The 18,576-nt window shown below is 41.7% G+C and carries 16 protein-coding genes; 11 read left to right on the top strand and 5 right to left on the bottom strand.

The genetic code is table 11. The features are described 5' to 3' along the window. The first annotated feature begins 39 nt into the window (after positions 1-39). Positions 40-1,254 (top strand): Obg family GTPase CgtA, encoded by a 1,215-nt coding sequence (gene cgtA, locus VF675_RS03855; RefSeq protein ID WP_004971687.1) that lies wholly within the window; start codon positions 40-42, stop codon positions 1,252-1,254. Positions 1,255-1,281: 27 nt separating this feature from the next. Beyond that, the gene (proB, locus tag VF675_RS03860) at positions 1,282-2,415 is read left to right on the top strand and encodes a glutamate 5-kinase (RefSeq protein WP_178865599.1); all 1,134 of its coding nucleotides are present in this window, start codon (positions 1,282-1,284) and stop codon (positions 2,413-2,415) included. Between the two features lie 101 nt (positions 2,416-2,516). Here proB and VF675_RS03865 read toward each other — a convergent pair whose 3' ends face one another. Further along, complete coding sequence (locus VF675_RS03865; protein WP_096901090.1) at positions 2,517-3,221, bottom strand: SIMPL domain-containing protein; 705 nt, start codon at positions 3,219-3,221, stop codon at positions 2,517-2,519. A gap of 494 nt (positions 3,222-3,715) precedes the next feature. Between VF675_RS03865 and VF675_RS03870 the strand changes: the two genes are divergently transcribed. From VF675_RS03870 to VF675_RS03910, 9 genes are all read left to right on the top strand, one after another. After that, a complete protein-coding gene (locus VF675_RS03870) occupies positions 3,716-5,089 on the top strand; it encodes a diaminobutyrate--2-oxoglutarate transaminase (protein ID WP_004971681.1) in 1,374 nt (457 codons plus the stop codon). A gap of 4 nt (positions 5,090-5,093) precedes the next feature. Then, a complete protein-coding gene (locus VF675_RS03875; protein WP_004971679.1) occupies positions 5,094-6,626 on the top strand; it encodes a pyridoxal phosphate-dependent decarboxylase family protein in 1,533 nt (510 codons plus the stop codon). A 474-nt stretch (positions 6,627-7,100) separates the two neighbouring features. Next, on the top strand, positions 7,101-8,123 hold the full coding sequence (locus tag VF675_RS03880) for a substrate-binding domain-containing protein (RefSeq protein ID WP_440204803.1): 1,023 nt from the start codon (positions 7,101-7,103) through the stop codon (positions 8,121-8,123). A 100-nt stretch (positions 8,124-8,223) separates the two neighbouring features. Beyond that, complete coding sequence (pstC, locus tag VF675_RS03885; RefSeq protein WP_004971674.1) at positions 8,224-9,603, top strand: phosphate ABC transporter permease subunit PstC; 1,380 nt, start codon at positions 8,224-8,226, stop codon at positions 9,601-9,603. Then, positions 9,603-10,991 carry a phosphate ABC transporter permease PstA gene (gene pstA / locus VF675_RS03890; protein ID WP_440204804.1) on the top strand — a complete coding sequence of 463 codons (1,389 nt, stop codon included), beginning with the start codon at positions 9,603-9,605 and terminating at the stop codon, positions 10,989-10,991. The genes pstC and pstA overlap by 1 nt, the downstream gene beginning before the upstream one ends. A 15-nt stretch (positions 10,992-11,006) precedes the next feature. Further along, positions 11,007-11,933 carry a phosphate ABC transporter ATP-binding protein PstB gene (gene pstB, locus VF675_RS03895; RefSeq protein ID WP_440204805.1) on the top strand — a complete coding sequence of 309 codons (927 nt, stop codon included), beginning with the start codon at positions 11,007-11,009 and terminating at the stop codon, positions 11,931-11,933. A gap of 95 nt (positions 11,934-12,028) precedes the next feature. Beyond that, complete coding sequence (locus VF675_RS03900; RefSeq protein ID WP_440204806.1) at positions 12,029-12,673, top strand: hypothetical protein; 645 nt, start codon at positions 12,029-12,031, stop codon at positions 12,671-12,673. A 73-nt stretch (positions 12,674-12,746) separates the two neighbouring features. Further along, positions 12,747-13,709, top strand: coding sequence for a protease SohB (gene sohB / locus VF675_RS03905; protein ID WP_004971667.1), 963 nt, complete (start codon positions 12,747-12,749; stop codon positions 13,707-13,709). Positions 13,710-13,881: 172 nt separating this feature from the next. Next, complete coding sequence (locus VF675_RS03910) at positions 13,882-14,508, top strand: cytochrome b/b6 domain-containing protein (protein ID WP_353675026.1); 627 nt, start codon at positions 13,882-13,884, stop codon at positions 14,506-14,508. A gap of 30 nt (positions 14,509-14,538) precedes the next feature. On the opposite strand, the gene VF675_RS03915 is transcribed toward VF675_RS03910, so the two are convergent. From VF675_RS03915 to mnmA, 4 genes are all read right to left on the bottom strand, one after another. After that, positions 14,539-15,159, bottom strand: coding sequence for a DUF2238 domain-containing protein (locus VF675_RS03915; RefSeq protein WP_004971662.1), 621 nt, complete (start codon positions 15,157-15,159; stop codon positions 14,539-14,541). A 91-nt stretch (positions 15,160-15,250) separates the two neighbouring features. Beyond that, complete coding sequence (purB, locus tag VF675_RS03920; RefSeq protein WP_019837658.1) at positions 15,251-16,639, bottom strand: adenylosuccinate lyase; 1,389 nt, start codon at positions 16,637-16,639, stop codon at positions 15,251-15,253. Between the two features lie 55 nt (positions 16,640-16,694). Beyond that, positions 16,695-17,426: a high frequency lysogenization protein HflD gene (gene hflD / locus VF675_RS03925; RefSeq protein WP_004971659.1), complete on the bottom strand. Its 732-nt coding sequence runs from the start codon at positions 17,424-17,426 to the stop codon at positions 16,695-16,697. Between the two features lie 12 nt (positions 17,427-17,438). Beyond that, the gene (gene mnmA / locus VF675_RS03930; RefSeq protein WP_440204807.1) at positions 17,439-18,572 is read right to left on the bottom strand and encodes a tRNA 2-thiouridine(34) synthase MnmA; all 1,134 of its coding nucleotides are present in this window, start codon (positions 18,570-18,572) and stop codon (positions 17,439-17,441) included. Positions 18,573-18,576: the final 4 nt, after the last annotated feature.

The raw sequence follows: 18,576 nt of genomic DNA on the forward strand, positions 1-18,576 counted from the left end.
AGAATATACGGCTTTTAAAGTTTTTAGAGGATTGGCAAGATGCGCTTTGTTGATGAAGCAGTCATTACCGTAGAGGCTGGCGACGGTGGCAATGGCGTAGCCAGTTTTCGCCGAGAGAAATTTGTACCATTTGGTGGGCCAGATGGCGGTGATGGTGGTCGTGGCGGCAGTATTTTTATTCAAGCCGACGACAACGCAAGCACCCTTGTAGATTATCGTTATACCCGTAAATTTCGCGCTGAACGTGGTAAAAACGGGTCGGGCGCAAACTGTGCAGGTCGTGGCGGTGAATCTGTCGTTTTGACCGTTCCAGTGGGCACAACCATTGTAGATACAGACTCTGGCGATATTATTGCAGATTTAGTCGAAAGCGGTCAGAAAGTATTGGTCGCTCAAGGCGGTGATGGTGGTTTAGGGAATACTCACTTTAAATCATCTACCAACCGAACACCGCGTAAATTCACGCATGGTACCAAAGGTGAATTCCGTGAAATCCGTTTGGAGTTGAAAGTCCTTGCCGATGTAGGCTTGCTAGGCATGCCAAACGCGGGTAAATCGACCTTTATTCGTGCCGTGTCTGCGGCAAAACCAAAAGTTGCTGACTATCCATTTACCACCATGGTGCCAAATTTAGGCGTGGTGGATGCAGATCGTCATCGTTCTTTTGTCATGGCAGATATTCCAGGACTGATTGAAGGTGCAGCAGAAGGCGCAGGTTTGGGGATTCGCTTCCTGAAACACTTGGCGCGTACTCGTATTTTGTTGCACATTGTGGATGTTCAACCTATTGATGGTTCTGATCCTGCGTACAATGCCAAAGCAATTCTGCAAGAGTTGGAAAAATTCTCTCCAACTTTGGCAAAGTTACCAATCGTGTTGGTGTTGAATAAACTTGATCAACTTCCTGAAGATTCACGTGAAGAATGGTGTAAACACATTCTTGAAGAATTGCAGTGGGATGGCCCTGTGTTCAAAACTTCAGGTTTAATGTCTGAGGGTACACAGCAAGTGGTGTATTACTTGATGGATCAAATTGAACAACAACGCGAACGCGAAGTTGAAGATCCTGAGTACGCAGCAGAAATGAAAGCATTCCGTGATCAGCTGGAAGCTGAAACACGTGAACAAACCATTGCCGCGAAAGAAGCGTATCGTGAGATGCGCCGTCAGCAACGTCTTGCAGGTATGCTGGGCGATGATGACGAAGACGATGATGGTGAAGATGGCGAAGTAGAAGTGTACTACGTACGCTAAGCGCTACAAAAAGTGACTGAGGACAAGATGATAGAAGTGGTAGATGGGCAACGTCAGCTCAAGGGTTGTAAACGAATCGTTGTTAAAATCGGATCATCTTTACTCACAGCCAATGGGCAAGGTTTAGATTTGGATGCAATCTCGCATTGGGCGGGACAAATTGCAGATCTACACAATGCTGGACACGAAATTATTTTAGTGTCATCGGGAGCTGTGGCTGAAGGTATGGTGCGAATGAAACTTGAGCATCGACCCACCGATCTACCCAGTCTTCAGGCATGCGCTGCCATTGGTCAAATGGGTCTGATTCAGACTTGGTCAAGTGTGCTGGAAAAACACCAGATTCAAACTGCACAAGTCCTATTAACCCATGATGATTTGGCAGATCGTCGTCGTTATTTAAATTCCTGTGATGCATTGCAAAACCTGATTGAATGGCGCGTGATTCCTGTCATCAATGAAAATGACACAGTCTCTACTGATGAAATTCGCTTTGGTGATAATGACACTTTGGCTGCGATGGTAGCAGGGCAGGTACATGCAGATTTGTTGATTATTTTGACCGATCAACAAGGTATGTTTGACTCCGATCCACGTTCTAATCCAAATGCAAAACTGTTCCATACTGTACGTGCTTTAGATGAAAGTCTGTTTGATATGGCAGGTGGTGGCGGCAAGTTCGGGCGCGGCGGCATGCTGACCAAAGTCCGTGCAGCGCGTTTAGCGGCTAAATCGGGTTGTCCAACTTTAATTGCCAGTGGTGAAAGTGACAACGTGCTTGCGCGTTTAATGGCGGGCGAAATGTTGGGTACGCTGTTCATTACCGACAATGACCGTATTACGGCGCATCAACAGTGGTTGGCGGCACACTTACAAACAGCAGGACGTTTGGTGATTGATGATGGCGCAGTCAAAGCCATTAAAGAAAACCACCGCAGTTTATTGCCTGTGGGTGTTAAAGCCGTAGAAGGGCATTTTGAACGTGGCGATGTGGTGGAGTGTGTAGATACACAGGGTCATCGTGTCGCTGTGGGACGTGTTAATTTTAGTTCGCGTTCAGCTGACTTGGTCAAAGGCTTGGCTTCTGACAAAGTGCATCAGGTGTTAGGCGAGGCACGTTCGTTGGAGATGATTCACCGCAATCACATGGCGATTTATTGATGATGCTGTAAGTTATCATTCAATTGAAGTTATCAAAAAAAACCGCTTGGAATATCCAAGCGGTTTTTTATTACTTAAGCAATTCATGTCATGCTTCAGGTTTATTTAAACTGAATCGTTCCATTTGCATTGACTGTAATTTTAGATTCACCTGCTGCCATATCTTGATCAGCTACAGCCGTTTCTGCGACAGCAAATTTAGCCATACTCGCGCGCATAACAGGTTGCGGAAAATAAGAATTGGTGTTTAGGTTCAAATTAACCAAGTTATAGCCCGATTTATTCCAAGCCTGACTTAACATTTGCGCACGTTGTTGAAAGTTTTTAGACGCTTCGACCATCAACTCGTTTTCAACTTTTTTGCGTTGTGCATCCGACACGCTAAAATTAATTGATTGGGTCTGAAAGTTTTGTTGTAGCTCACTCACCAACTGGCTTGCGGCTTTAAAATCGGTGCTTTGTACCCGTACTTCTGCACGACCACGCCATTCTTTTAACTTGCGACTGTCATTGTCGTAAATTGGATAGGTGGTTTGCGAACCTGTTTCAACTTTCACTTGTGGATACTTACGTGCAGTTGCAATGGCTTGGCTCATTAACTGGTTAATTTGTGATGCAAGTTCAGCAGGCTGTTTGTGACTTTTTTCAATATATAACACAGCGTGCATTTGATCATTTGAAACTTCGCGTGTAGCTTCGGCTTGAACATTGACGATATTGTAATTTAAAGATTCATTTTGTTGGGCAAAAGCAGTGCTTGCAGCACCAACAGCCAACAGGGTAGCAGCGAGAGAAAGTAAGCGCATATTTTGACCTATTATTCAGGGGATCAGGATTTATGAAAAGCGTTTGAATTGATTTAAATAGTAACTTTGCTTTGTGAGGATTTTTAGTTGAATTTGTGGTGGCTTTGTAAAATATGCGTTAAAAATTGCAGCAAAAAAGCATTTATAAAATTCAATAAAAATAATGATCTATACTATTTTGAAAATAAATGCTGCATGACTTGAGAGATTGTGCAAAAAAACGTATAAAGGAAGTGGAAAGAGTTAAATTTTCTTTCCTTTGTCACAATGTAAGATGATAATTCAATCGAATCATCTGCAAGATATGTTTTTTCGATGAAATTAGGCAATATTTGGGTTAAACCTGTTTATTTTCTAGAAAAATTAGGTATTATCCCGCTTCCTAGTCTTGAAGAACAAAACTCTATCTCGCTAGATCAAAAAAGCACCGAGTCAAAGGACCGCAAGTCACCAGACTTATTTCTTTCAACCCATATCAGAGATGGTAATTCGATATGAGCGTTACTTCTGTAAACCCTGCCAACCATTCCACAAACGAATACTACTTGACTCGCCAAAGTCAGATGGAATCGAATGTGCGTAGTTATCCTCGTAAATTACCGTTAGCGATAGCGAAAGCACTGGGTTGTTGGGTTACCGATGTTGAAGGTACTGAGTACCTAGATTGTTTGGCTGGGGCAGGAACCTTGGCATTGGGCCATAACCATCCTGCGGTGGTTCAAAGCATCCAAGACACTTTAGCGAGTGGTTTGCCATTACATACCCTAGATTTAACGACACCTTTGAAAGATGCTTTTACTGAAGCGTTACTTTCACACATGCCTGGTGGTCAAGAAGAATACTGCTTGCAGTTCTGTGGTCCGACAGGTGCAGATGGCACAGAAGCAGCTATTAAACTTGCAAAAACCTATACAGGTCGTAGCTCGGTCATCAGCTTCTCAGGTGGCTATCATGGTATGACTCATGGTTCATTGGCGATGACAGGTAACTTGTCTGCAAAAAACGCAGTCAATGGTTTAATGCCTGGTGTTCAATTTATGCCATATCCGCATGAATACCGCTGCCCACTTGGTATTGGCGGTGAAGCGGGTGTAGATGCTTTAACGTATTATTTTGAAAACTTCATTGAAGATGTAGAAAGCGGTGTAACTAAGCCCGCAGCTGTGATTCTTGAAGCAATTCAAGGTGAAGGCGGTGTAGTAACTGCACCAATTAAATGGTTGAAAAAAATCCGCGAAGTGACTGAAAAGCACAACATCGTTTTAATTTTAGACGAAGTTCAAGCGGGCTTTGCACGTTCAGGCAAAATGTTTGCATTTGAACATGCAGGTATTGAGCCAGACGTGATTGTAATGTCTAAAGCTGTTGGTGGCGGTTTGCCATTGGCGGTACTTGCAATTAAACGTAAGTTTGACGCATGGCAGCCAGCAGGTCACACGGGTACTTTCCGTGGTAACCAATTGGCAATGGGTACTGGTCTTGTGGTGCTTAAAACCATTAAAGAACAAAACCTTGCACAAAACGCGCAAGAGCGTGGTGAGTTCTTACAAGCTGAATTGAAAAAATTAGCTGTTGAATTCCCATGTATTGGTAACGTGCGTGGTCGCGGTTTAATGATTGGTATCGAAATTGTAGATGAGCGCCAAGAAAAAGACCGTTTAGGTGCTTATCCAGCAGACTCTCAATTGGCTGCTGCTGTTCAAGCTGCATGTTTTGACAACAAATTGTTGCTTGAGAAAGGTGGTCGTGGTGGTACGGTAATCCGTTTACTTTGTCCACTCATCATTACTCAAGAAGAGTGTGTAGAAGTCATCGCTCGCTTCAAGAAAGCAGTTGCTGAAGCGTTAGTCGCAGTTCGAGGCGCATAAGTTTATGGTAGATTTTGCAGAACATCGTAAAGCGTTACTCTGCAATGATGCTCAATCCATTGCTGACTACAGTGCAGCAATGGAACAAGCGACTCAAGCAGTCGCGGCATGGTTGCAAAATGACAAAATGTACACAGGCGGCAGCATTAAAGAATTGCGTGAAGCGATTTCTTTCCAGCCTGCAAAACAAGGTTTGGGTGTACAAAAGTCATTGGAACGCATGGTTGAGCTTTTCTTAAACAAAAGTTTAAAAGTTCATCATCCACATTCTTTGGCACATTTGCATTGTCCAACTATGGTGGCAAGCCAAATTGCAGAAGTTCTCATTAACGCAACCAACCAATCTATGGACTCTTGGGATCAAAGCCCTGCAGGTTCATTGATGGAAGTACAACTAATTGACTGGTTACGTCAAAAAGTTGGCTATGGTGCAGGTCAAGCGGGCGTGTTCACTTCAGGTGGTACGCAGTCTAACTTGATGGGTGTGTTATTGGCGCGTGATGCGTGTATTGCAAAGAACTGGAAAGATGAAAACGGTAATCCGTGGTCTGTTCAGCGCGATGGTATTCCAAGCGATGCAATGCGTAATGTGAAAGTCATTTGTTCTGAAAATGCACACTTCTCTGTGCAAAAGAACATGGCGATGATGGGTATGGGCTTCCAATCGGTTGTTACTGTACCTGTTAATGAAAATGCACAAATGGACGTGGTTGCACTTGAGCAAACCATGGCGCATTTAAAATCTGAAGGTAAGATCGTTGCGTGTGTGGTTGCGACTGCAGGTACAACTGATGCAGGCGCGATTGATCCGCTTAAAAAGATTCGTGACATCACTAATCAATATGGCGCGTGGATGCACATTGACGCAGCTTGGGGTGGTGCATTAATTCTTTCTAACAGTCATCGTGACATGCTTGATGGTATTGAGCTGTCTGATTCTGTGACACTGGATTTCCATAAGCATTACTTCCAAACTATTTCGTGCGGTGCGTTCTTACTGAAAGATGAAGCGAACTATCGTTTCATGCACTATGAAGCAGAATATTTGAACTCTGCTTATGATGAAGAACATGGCGTACCAAACTTGGTGTCTAAGTCATTGCAAACAACGCGTCGTTTTGATGCGTTGAAACTTTGGATGACGATTGAAGCATTAGGTGAAGAGCTTTACGGTTCTATGATTGATCATGGTGTGAAGCTAACCCGTGACGTTGCTGATTATATTAAAGCGACTGCAGGTTTAGAATTGTTGGTTGAACCACAATTTGCTTCAGTGTTGTTCCGTGTTGTGCCTGAAGGTTATCCTGCAGAGTTCTTGGATAGCTTGAACCAAAACGTGGCAGATGAATTATTTGCACGTGGTGAGGCCAATATTGGTGTAACTAAAGTCGGTAATGTTCAATCATTGAAGATGACGACTTTAAGTCCAGTGGCAACACTTGAAAACGTGAAAAACTTGTTAGGCCTAGTATTGGCAGAAGCAGATCGCATTAAAGATGCGATTGTCGCGGGTACTTATACGCCACCAATCGACTAATGCTTTCATTATTCAGATTGTTATGAAATACAACAAAAGAAGTCACTACGGTGGCTTTTTTTGTGTCTGATTAAAAATATTGCAGTGAAGTGTTGTACCGTTCTTGCTTGAATTTTGTGATGGATTGGGTGTTTTGGGCTCAAATAATGCACTGCGGATGTCATAAAAATTACGCAATTGGCGAATAAACCATCAATTTTGGTAGAAAAAACCATAAATAATGATGACATTGGCATGAATTATTACAATTTGAAATTTAAATACTGAAAAAAATAAGCACTCTAGTGTTTTATTAGTTATTGATTTTAAATCATTTAAAAATTATTTCAGATACGAAAAGCAAATATAACCAAAGCGTAACAAAGCTGTAACATGGTTGTCATATTATAAAACCACAATGCAGTTATCGAAATAAGTACAAAACTTAATAACAAGTGACGTACTCCGAACTTGCATACTATGAGAGAGAACAGAATGCGCTTTACTAACATCGCCATTGCTTTAGCCGTATCTGCAGCAGCTGTAACAACTGCTAACGCAGCTCGTGACACCATCCAAATCGCGGGTTCTTCAACCGTTCTACCATACGCAAGTATTGTAGCAGAAGAATTTGGTAATACTTTCCCACAATTCAAAACTCCAGTTGTTGGTTCAGGCGGTTCTTCAGGTGGTTTGAAGCAGTTCTGTACAGGTGTGGGTGATAACACAATCGACATCGCGAACTCATCTCGTAAAATTAAAGATTCAGAATTAGCTGCTTGTAAAAAAGTAGGCGTAAACCAAGTTTTAGAAATTAAAATTGGTTACGACGGTATCGTATTTGCTTCTAACGCAAACAAAGCGGCTTACAAATTAAAGCCTTACCATGTATATGCAGCAATTGCAGCTCAATTACCATCTAAAGGTAAAATGGTTGCTAACCCATATACACGTTGGAACCAAATTGACAAAACACTTCCAAACGAGCCTATTACACTTGTAATTCCAGCGTCTAACCACGGTACACGTGAAGTGTTCCAAGAAAAAATGGTTGATGCAGGCTGTGAAGCTTATGCTGCAATCAAAGCATTAGACAAAGATGCGCAAAAGAAAGCGTGTACTACTTTCCGTAAGGATGGTCGTGTAATCGAAATCGCGGGTGACTACACAGAAACACTGGCACGTTTGAAAACTTCTCCAAGCGCAGTAGGTGTATTCGGCTTAGGTTTCTATGACCAAAACCGTGACCGTTTACGTGTTGCAACTGTAAACAACGTAGCGCCATCTGAAAACACAATTTTAAATGGTTCTTACCCTGTATCACGTCCATTGTTCTTCTACGTGAAAGGTGAGCACCTTAAATCAATCAAAGGTTTACCGCAATTTACTGAATACTTCTTGAGCAAGAAAGTATCTGGTAAAGGTTCTAAATTAGACAAAGCAGGTTTGATCTCTATGTCTGACAAAGAGCGTGCACAAGTTCTTGCTAACTTCAAAGCTGGTAAAGCGGTTAAGTAATTTGAGTTAAAGCAGCTGATGGCAGGGAACAACCTGCCATCGGCTTTTTGCTAAGAAATGTTTTTTCAAAAACACAAATTGAAAAAACAGTGGAGAATACATGAATCTGCTACTCATAGGTGTGTTATTGGCGATTATCGCCGTAGCCTATCAAATCGGGTTAAGCAAGAGCCGTAACCTAGCAGGTAAGGGAAATAACTCTGCAATGTTACATTCACGCCCAGGATATTATGGCGCGTTGGTAGCATTATGGTGTGGTATTCCTGCTTTTTTAATTTTGATTGTTTGGAACTTGGTTGAACCAAGTATTCTAGAGCAAGTGGTAATTAATAATGTGCCAGCGCACATTGCTGCAAGCCTAGACCCTGCAAGTACAAGTGTTTTGGTTGATCGCGTACAAGCCATTGCATCTGGTTTTGGTGTAAGTGATACACCTGCTGCATACGAAGTTGCAGCGGCAGAGCAATTAGCGAAAATTGAAACCATTGGTTCTTATGCCAAACTTGCGGTGGTGATCTGTGCGGCCTTATTTGGTTTGCTGTGGGCAAAGAAACGTGTTTCACAACAATTCCGCGCACGTAACCAAGTTGAAAAAATCATCAACATTTCTTTGGCATTATGTTCTGGTGTTGCGATTCTAACTACGGTTGGTATTGTGATGTCCATGTTCAGTGAAGCGATGCGATTCTTTAGTTTCGTTAGCCCACTGGATTTCTTCTTTGGTACAGTCTGGAACCCTGGTTTTAGCACATCGGGTAGTGCAGATGGCAGTTATGGTTTACTTCCATTACTGTGGGGTACATTGATGGTGAGTGGTATTGCTTTATTAGTTGCAGTACCTATTGGTTTAATGATCGCCATTTACCTTGCAGAATATGCATCGCCTAAATTCCGTGCATGGGCAAAGCCGACCATTGAAGTTTTAGCAGGTATTCCGACCATTGTGTACGGTGTATTTGCCATGATGATCATCGGCCCGTTCCTTAAAACTGCGGGTGCAATCATTGGACTAGATATTAATGCCACGAGTGCATTAACCGCTGGTTTAGTGATGGGCATCATGATTATTCCTTTTGTATCTTCATTGTCTGATGACATTATTACGCAAGTGCCGCGTGCGCTGCGTGATGGTTCTTTAGGCTTGGGTGCAACCAAATCTGAAACCATTCGTCGCGTGGTGATGCCAGCTGCATTACCAGGGGTGATTGGTGCATTCTTACTTGCTGCGTCACGTGCAATTGGCGAAACCATGATTGTGGTGTTGGCTGCAGGTAATAGTCCTTTACTACACGCAAACCCATTAGAAGCGGTATCTACGGTTACGATTACGATTGTGAACCAATTAACAGGTGATACAGATTTCGCAAGTCCGCAGGCATTGGTTGCTTTCGCACTTGGTTTGACCCTGTTCGTGATTACCTTAGGTTTGAACATTGTTGCACTATACATCGTGCGTAAATATCGTGAGCAATACGACTAATGAGTACTTCAAATACATCGTCTTTGGATCAGTTAGATCCACAAGCTGCTGCCGAATTACGTGAACAACGTAAAAAAACCATCGCCAGTTCATTGGGTAAGCGTCATCGTAAGGAAAAAACCTTCCGCTTGATGGGTTTCTCGGCAGTTATTGCAGGTTTATTCTTTGTCGTATTGTTATTCGGCAGTATCTTATCTAAAGGTTTGCCTGCGTTCTGGCAAAGCAGCATGAGCCTTCCAATTTACTTCGATCCAGCGATTGTCAATGCAGGTCCAAAACCTAAGGCGATTGCAGGCGAGTCACCAGCACAATACGAAGACCGTATGATTGCGTGGCAAACCGAAATGGGTATGGTCGATTGGGATGCTGTAATCGTGAATGGTATTGTGGCGAAAGACAAAGCGCTTGAAGCTCAGCGTGATGATCTTGGTTACTTATATACCAGTTCTGAAGCATACCGTGTTCGTGACATGGTCTTGGCTGATCCTTCTTTAATTGGTCAAACCAAAGAAGTGAAAGTGCTTGCAGATGCGAACGTTGATGTATGGTTAGAAGGCAAGATTGACCGCAGCTTACCAGATGAGCAGCAACAATTAAGCCCTGAAGTACGTCAATTGGCAGATCAGCTCGAATCACAAGGTATTATTGAAAGTACTTTCAATACCAATATTTTTGTTAGCCCAGACTCACGTAGTTCTCCAGCGACTTCTGGTTTGGCAGGTGCATTCATGGGTTCATTATTCATGATGCTGATTGTGATCTTTATTTCGATTCCAATTGGTGTTGCATCAGCAATTTACTTAGAAGAATTTGCGCCAAAAAATGCGATTACTGATATTATTGAAGTGAACATCAATAACTTGGCCGCTGTACCTTCTATTGTATTTGGTTTGTTGGGTGCTGCGATCTTTATTGGTTGGATGCATTTACCATTGTCTGCACCATTGGTCGGTGGTTTGGTACTGAGTTTAATGACTTTACCAACCGTGATTATTACCACGCGTGCATCATTAAAAGCAGTGCCACCGTCTATTCGTCAAGCTGCTTTAGGTTTGGGTGCTTCTCGTTTACAAACTGTGTTCCACCACGTACTCCCACTTGCATTGCCGGGTATTTTAACGGGTGCAATTATTGGTGTCGCACAAGCTTTAGGTGAAACCGCACCATTGTTATTAATTGGTATGAGTGCTTTCGTTGCCAGTGTACCAGCAACTCCACTTGATCAATCTACTGCGTTACCTGTGCAAATTTTCTTATGGCAGGGTAATGAATTGCGTAACTTCTTCGAGGGACGTACCGCTGCAGCCATTATCGTACTACTTGCGCTAATGATTGGCTTAAACAGCCTTGCAATTTGGTTACGTAAGAAGTTTGAAGTACGCTGGTAATTGAGGGCAGAGAATATGAATACTGTAGTAAGCACAGAAAAACCGAATTCCTTAGAACAGGATAAGCAAGTGAATCCACAACAAAGCCAATTTACATCTACCGATGTAGAACAGAAGCAATCATCGACTTCGTTTGTTTCACAATTTGATACGCAAACTTCAAGCAAAAATGAAGCGAAATCTTCAAATGTAAAGTTAAGCACCAATGACGTGCATGTGTATTATGGTGAGTCTGAAGCCATCAAAGGTATTGATTTAAATATCTATGAAAATGAAGTGATTGCATTTATTGGTCCATCGGGTTGTGGTAAATCGACTTTCTTGCGTACTTTAAACCGTATGAACGACACGATTGATAGCTGTCGTGTGACGGGTAAAGTAATGTTGGATAACCAAGATATTTACGATCCGAACTTAGACGTGGTGTTATTGCGTGCACAAGTGGGCATGGTGTTCCAGAAACCAAACCCATTCCCAAAATCAATTTTTGAAAACGTAGCCTATGGCCCTAAACTGCATGGTTTAGCACGTGATAAGTACGATTTAGAAGAAATTGTAGAAAACAGCTTGCGTAAAGCAGGTTTGTGGGATGAAGTGAAAGATCGTTTGAATCAACCAGGCACAGGTCTTTCTGGTGGTCAGCAACAACGTCTTTGTATTGCGCGTACCATTGCGGTAAGTCCAGAAGTAATTTTGATGGATGAACCATGTTCGGCACTTGACCCAATTGCAACGGCAAAAGTAGAAGAGCTAATTTCTGAACTTTCTACTCAATATACGATTGCGATTGTAACGCACTCAATGCAACAGGCAGCGCGTGTATCTGACCGTACCGCATACTTCCATTTGGGTGATTTGATTGAAGTGAATGCGACTGAAAAAGTATTTACTCAGCCAGACCATCAATTAACAGAAGCGTATATTACAGGGCGTTTTGGTTAATCTGCTTAAGTCCTGAAAGCTATTAAAACAGAATCTTAGGATTCTGTTTTTTTGTTATAGTATTGATTGTTTTGTACGCGCAGCGAAAATAAAAAATGCAGTTTCCTTCACAAGAAGAACGACAACAGGCAAAACCAGCACGCCAAGCCACGAAAAAAATAATCGATGCCTTGTTTGGATTTCAACATAGTGCAGAGACGATAGCAGCACTTTTGGTTTTGCTGAGTATTTTATTGGCAACGTTTTTTAGCCATGATGGGTGGTTTCCAACCTCTCAAAGCCCCAATATGAGCAATTATCATCGTTGGTTGTATGATCAATTTGTGATAGTTTCAGGTGTGATAGTGCTAGTTGTTTATTTTAGGGTACAGCAGCAAGTAAGTGATCCTGATTTTCGGCAGGCTTGGCGAGACTATATCGATGCCAATGCTAAATTTAAGTTTTATCGCTATGTAAAAGCACAACAAAAAAATAAGTTACCGTTCTTGCACAGTGCAGTAGGTGAATTTCTCTTCGTGATGTGTTTCTGCGTAGGTTTAGTGTGTTTCTATTCAATGCTTACACCTTCAGATCATGAGCGTAGAGGTAGTTTTCTACTGTTTGGTTGGTGGCCGATCAACGCACTTATTATTGGGATTTGCTACCAGGGGCAAATTTGGTTTGCTGTACGTTTAATGGCTGTTCGGCAGATTTCTAAACGATATTTACGATTGATTCAAAAAGAAGCTGCTTTAAGATAGAAAAAGTATTGAAAAAGTCGAAATTGACCTAATGTAGTCCTAATAAACCGAATTAAATTGAGAACTCATTTTTATGTTATTTCATTTACCTAAACTTCCTGCCGAAATTCGGATTAGTCATTTGAATGCGCGAATTAATGAACAACGAAAAAAAATTGCGCAAACCACGGCATCTAAACTCGAGTTATTACAACTTTCGCAACAAATGGCACGTGAAGCGCGCGCCCGTAAAAAGAACAATCAAAAAATTTATGTCTTAGATTTTAAAGGTGATACTGCTGCGTCTGCTGTAGAGCAATTGCGTGAAGAAATCACCCTAATTTTGGCAACGGCCAAAGCTGGACGTGACCGTGTTGTGGTACGTTTGGAAAGTCCAGGCGGTATGGTGCATGGTTATGGGCTTGCAGCTGCACAATTGGTACGTTTGCGTGATGCAGGTTTCCATCTCACGATTTGCGTCGATAAAGTCGCAGCAAGTGGTGGCTATATGATGGCATGTATAGGTTCAGAAATTGTGTCAGCGCCATTTGCCATTTTGGGTTCTATTGGAGTAGTGGCACAAGTACCGAACTTTAATCGCTTGCTCAAAGAAAAAAATATAGATTTTGAGATGTACACAGCAGGTCAATACAAGCGCACTGTGACCATGTTTGGTGAAAATACCGAAGAAGGCAAGGCTAAGTTTGAAGAGGAATTGCAACAAACTCACGTACTATTTAAGCACTTTGTCGAAAAATACCGTCCACAACTGAATGTTGAAAAAGTGGCGACAGGTGAGCATTGGTATGGTCAGGATGCACTGGATTTAAACTTGGTAGACAAGCTACAAACCTCAGATGAATACTTACTGAGCTTATTGCCACAGCATGATATTTATGTGATTCAAACTCGTAAAAAGCCAACTTTGGGTGAAAAACTGGGTTTGCAAGCTGCACAAATGGCAGACAGCCTGATTCCTGCGGTGATGAATAAACTGGTTGATAGTCTAAGCAAAGCCAACAGCAGTTTGCTACAAATTCGTGATCCTAAACTGTAATAGAGATTATCTAACTTCTAAAATTTATCTAAAAATTGCGCTCAATTGAGCGCAATTTTTTTATTCACTTTTATTCAAAAATATAGGGTCTTTGATTTAAGCATCTTAATTTTCAATTCAGCTTGATGTTATATCTTTGTGATAAGAACAAAACTACCTTGATAGGTTGAATATGCAAACAAATATTGTGCCCGCGAAGCAATCAACATCTACAGATTTAATGATTCGCTTTTTGCATGTGGTGATGCTGCTAAGTTTTACAGGGGCTTACTTAACAGGTGATGCGGAAGAATGGCATCAGTTACATATGGCTTTTGGCTATACGTTGGGGATTAGTTTAGCTTTACGAATCGTATGGCAGGTGTTGAGTATGTTGAACAGCACACAGCCGACAGGAATTTCTAAACGTTTAGGCATGATTCAACAATTTGTAAAACGCGATTGGAAACAGCCACAGCAGTTTTTTTCATTACCGTTTTTAAAGTCAGGCAGTTCCAGTGCGTTTCAATTCAGTATTTTGTTGATTTGGTTGGCATTGCCTTTAACTGTGTTGGTTGGATTTTTCACCGATTATACCCAAAGTCATACTTTAAAAGAGCTACATGAATTTGCAGCAAATTTATTCTTAGCTGCGGTATTGGTGCATTTAGCGAGCTTAACTTTAAGCAGCGTATTGTTTAAAAAATGGCTTGCCAAAACCATGTTTTGGGGGTCGGGTAAACCTGCAGTATTAACGGTGTTGATCTGGATGATTTCAGTCGCAAGTTTAGCTGGCTTCTGGTGGTGGTATTGGCAATAAATTTGGATTTAGTACGAAAGAGGCATCCTGTTAGGGTTTCTTGATCAAGTAGAAGCATCCCATCAGCATTGCTCCTATCGTTGCTAAAAGCATATCCATGTGTGCATCCCAAATATCACCTTGCTGACCATTATAATTTTCAGCATCTTCTGGCGATAAGCCAAGCGCAATGAGCCATTCCACCCATTCATAAATTAAACTGCTTGCCATGATAAATTGAATGACCAAAAGATATAAAACGATAGGTTTGTTTTTTGGAAACCAGACTTCAAACAAGCGCAATAAAACAGGATAGAGCAAAATACCATAAGCCAAATGCACAAAACGGTCATACATATTGCGTGACCAACCCATGCTCTGATCTAAATTGAAGCCAAAGCTGTGCAAAATCCAATCATTATAGGGCACATAAGAATACAGATAATGTGCTCCGACAATATGAATCAGTAAAAATATTAAATACAGCACAAAGCTAGAAAAACTCAGTCCTACTTTTTTAAACGCAATCAATAAAGCCGCGAGCATAAAAACTGTGCCTGCCTGATGCAGTAGATACGATTCAAATTCCAGTGGTTGAATACTGGCAGCAAGCATGGCGAGTATAACCAAGCCTAAAGCACAGTAATGTTGAATGCGGAATTGATTTTGCATGTGATGTTTAAGTTGGAAGATTTGTTTTATTCTAATAAAAATGCGAAGCCGAAGCTTCGCATTTTTGTATTGTGATGAATGCTTTTACAAATTAGATTTTAGCAATTAAATCTTGAATTTGTTTTGCTTGTTCAGCTGCATTACCTGTGTAAGTTGCAGGCGTCATTGTCGCTAAACGTGCGCGATCTGCTGCAGGAACGCCTTCCAACTCATTACCATTCACGAAATCTACCATCATGTCACGTGTCATAGCTTGACCACGTGTAAGAGCTTTTAATTTTTCGTATGGTTTTTCGATGTTATAACGACGCATCACAGTTTGAATTGGCTCAGCCAATACTTCTTGAGCATTGTCTAAATCTTCAAGAATACGTTGTGCGTTCAATTCAAGTTTGCCAATACCTTTAGAGCAAGCTTCAAATGCGATCAAGCTTTGTGCAAAACCAACACCCATATTACGCAATACAGTCGAGTCAGTTAAGTCGCGTTGCCAGCGAGAGATTGGTAATTTTTCGCCTAAGTGAGCCAAGACTGCATTGGCGATACCCAAGTTACCTTCAGAGTTTTCAAAGTCAATTGGGTTTACTTTGTGCGGCATGGTTGAAGAACCAACTTCACCTTCTTTCAGTTTTTGCTTGAAGAAACCAAGTGAGATGTAGCCCCAAACGTCACGGTTGAAGTCGATTAGAATGGTGTTGAAACGACGTAGCGCATCAAACAATTCTGCCATATAGTCGTGTGGCTCAATTTGAGTCGTGTATGGGTTAAAGCTTAAACCTAAAGACTCTACAAATGCTTGAGAATGCGCAGGCCAGTTGATTTCTGGATATGCAGAAAGGTGAGCGTTGTAGTTACCTACTGCACCATTGATTTTGCCCAAAAGCTCAACTTGCTTGAACTGTTTGATTTGACGTGCAAGACGATATGCCACGTTTGCCATTTCTTTACCCAAAGTTGTTGGGCTTGCAGTTTGACCGTGAGTACGTGACAACATTGGTTGATCTGCATGTTTTTCTGCCAATGCAACAATCGAATCAATGATTTGCTGCATCGCTGCAACCAATACTTCACGACCATTTTTAAGCATTAAAGCATGTGACAAGTTGTTAATGTCTTCTGAAGTACAAGCAAAGTGAATGAATTCACCTGCATTTTTCAACTCATCAATGTTGGCAATTTTTTCTTTTAAGAAATATTCAACGGCTTTTACGTCATGGTTGGTGGTGCGTTCAATTTCTTTAATGCGGTTAGCATCATCTTCAGAGAAATCTGCAACAATTGCATCTAATGCAGCATTGGTTGCAGCACTGAAAGCTGGCACTTCGGTAATTTCAGGACGATTGGCAAGCGCTTGTAACCAACGCACTTCAACAGTCACACGAGCATGGATTAAACCAAACTCAGAGAGGAAAGGGCGGAGAGCATCACATTTGCTTGCATAGCGCCCATCTAATGGAGAAAGTGCGGTTAAAGCGTTCATATCGATTCCTTAAACTTTGGAATTAAACCTAAAACAAAAGCGTGTTCAGCATGGTTTAAACCACCTGATACTGTAAACGCGCCAGATCTTGAATATCACGTAATAATTTACGTTTGCTAAATACCATGCCCCATGAACTGCCACCAAGTTGACGCCAAAGGTGTGCCATTTGTAAGCCTGTAAAAAGCGAAGCTCGAATTCGGTTGGTATGTGCAGAATCCTTAAATGCTTCTGCATTGCCACGTACCATAATGCGCGGGTTAATTTGTCCCGCAGTATCGACATAGGTTTGGGCTAAATTGGCAATAATACTGGGATGCAAATAGTTATGATCAAAAAATGAAAGTTGTTTTAAGATTTTTTGCTGTGACTGCTCAATAATTTCGACGTATTTAGGATTGCTATACACTTTCTTTTCTAATTGTAAGAGTGCCATCGCATACGACATGGGTAGTTTGGTATTGGATAGTTTAGGTAAACGCGATTTAGGAGCAGTATTAAAAGGTTGGTTAATGCTGCTTTCTAGCGTTTTTAAACCCAAAGAAATATCGGCCAAATGATTAAAAAAATCCAAAGTTTGCGAACTGTGATTGCTACTTGGACGGATATTTAAACTGGCTTTAATTAATTGCTCAAAATAAAAGTTACCGCTTTCACCAATACTTTGTCTGCCTGTGAGTGCAGTCATGTGCGTGAGCTGGGTGGCTTGAAACACACCCGCTAACGCCAAGGCACGATTTTGGCGAACATTCAGAGTTGGTGACTGTTGAAACGGTAACTCTGTCATCCAAAACAATCCTTAAATAAAATCGGGTTTAGGTGCATTGGTATGGTGAATCACACCACCGCCTAAACACATTTCGCCTGAATAGAATACGACACTTTGACCAGGAGTGACTGCACGTTGTGGTTCATCAAATTCCACACGTATACCGCCAGGCATGCTGTCATCATTGAAAATTACACAGTCCTGATCATCTTGGCGATAGCGAGTGCGACAAGTACAACGGAAGCCTGACGCTGGAATTTCTTGTTCACCTGCCACCCAATCAATTGCTTCGCTCCATAAAATAGTGCTTTGCATGAGTGGATGTTCATGACCTTGACCAATCACTAAACGATTGTTTTCAATATCTTTATGCAGGACAAACCATGCACCTTCAGCAACACCTTTTAAGCCGCCAATACCAATCCCGCCACGCTGACCGAGCGTATAGTACATTAAGCCGTGATGTTCACCAACCTCTTTGCCATCGTCTAAAACAATTTTTCCAGCTTGAGCAGGCAAATATTGTTTTAAGAAATCATTAAAGCGACGTTCACCAATAAAGCAAATCCCTGTCGAGTCTTTTTTCTTGGCAGTGACTAAATCTAGTTCTTCGGCAATTTTTCGGACTTGCGGCTTTTCAATTTCGCCCACAGGGAACAAGGTTTTATTGATTTCACGACCATGCACTGCATGTAAGAAATAGGTCTGATCTTTATTTTTATCTAAACCACGTAACAGTGGAGCGTAGGCTTCACCTTTGGAGTTGTACTGCGTTTCACCACGACGAGCGTAGTGGCCTGTAGCAATAAAATCTGCACCTAAATTCATGGCGTGATCTAAAAAAGCACGGAACTTAATTTCTTTATTACATAAAATATCTGGGTTTGGCGTGCGTCCTGCGGCATATTCGGCAAGAAAATGCTCAAAAACTCGATCCCAATATTCCATCGCAAAGTTGGCTGTATGCAATTTAATGCCTAGCTTGTCGCACACCGCTTGCGCATCGGCAAGATCTTCCATTGCGGTGCAATATTCGGTGCCGTCATCTTCTTCCCAGTTTTTCATGAAAAGCCCTTCAACTTGATAACCTTGTTGAAGTAGAAGTGCAGCAGAAACAGATGAATCTACACCACCTGACATACCGACGATGACACGTTGTTGCATAGGA

This window comes from Acinetobacter sp. Lyrl_1, assembly GCF_051948795.1.
GTDB classification, from domain to species: Bacteria; Pseudomonadota; Gammaproteobacteria; order Pseudomonadales; family Moraxellaceae; genus Acinetobacter; species Acinetobacter towneri.

Coding starts and splice junctions, on each gene's coding strand:
- cgtA (WP_004971687.1), top strand. CDS start 40: ATGCGCTTTGTTGATGAAGCAGTCATTACCGTAGAGGCTGGCGACGGT.
- proB (WP_178865599.1), top strand. CDS start 1,282: ATGATAGAAGTGGTAGATGGGCAACGTCAGCTCAAGGGTTGTAAACGA.
- VF675_RS03865 (WP_096901090.1), bottom strand. CDS start 3,221: ATGCGCTTACTTTCTCTCGCTGCTACCCTGTTGGCTGTTGGTGCTGCA.
- VF675_RS03870 (WP_004971681.1), top strand. CDS start 3,716: ATGAGCGTTACTTCTGTAAACCCTGCCAACCATTCCACAAACGAATAC.
- VF675_RS03875 (WP_004971679.1), top strand. CDS start 5,094: ATGGTAGATTTTGCAGAACATCGTAAAGCGTTACTCTGCAATGATGCT.
- VF675_RS03880 (WP_440204803.1), top strand. CDS start 7,101: ATGCGCTTTACTAACATCGCCATTGCTTTAGCCGTATCTGCAGCAGCT.
- pstC (WP_004971674.1), top strand. CDS start 8,224: ATGAATCTGCTACTCATAGGTGTGTTATTGGCGATTATCGCCGTAGCC.
- pstA (WP_440204804.1), top strand. CDS start 9,603: ATGAGTACTTCAAATACATCGTCTTTGGATCAGTTAGATCCACAAGCT.
- pstB (WP_440204805.1), top strand. CDS start 11,007: ATGAATACTGTAGTAAGCACAGAAAAACCGAATTCCTTAGAACAGGAT.
- VF675_RS03900 (WP_440204806.1), top strand. CDS start 12,029: ATGCAGTTTCCTTCACAAGAAGAACGACAACAGGCAAAACCAGCACGC.
- sohB (WP_004971667.1), top strand. CDS start 12,747: ATGTTATTTCATTTACCTAAACTTCCTGCCGAAATTCGGATTAGTCAT.
- VF675_RS03910 (WP_353675026.1), top strand. CDS start 13,882: ATGCAAACAAATATTGTGCCCGCGAAGCAATCAACATCTACAGATTTA.
- VF675_RS03915 (WP_004971662.1), bottom strand. CDS start 15,159: ATGCAAAATCAATTCCGCATTCAACATTACTGTGCTTTAGGCTTGGTT.
- purB (WP_019837658.1), bottom strand. CDS start 16,639: ATGAACGCTTTAACCGCACTTTCTCCATTAGATGGGCGCTATGCAAGC.
- hflD (WP_004971659.1), bottom strand. CDS start 17,426: ATGACAGAGTTACCGTTTCAACAGTCACCAACTCTGAATGTTCGCCAA.
- mnmA (WP_440204807.1), bottom strand. CDS start 18,572: ATGCAACAACGTGTCATCGTCGGTATGTCAGGTGGTGTAGATTCATCT.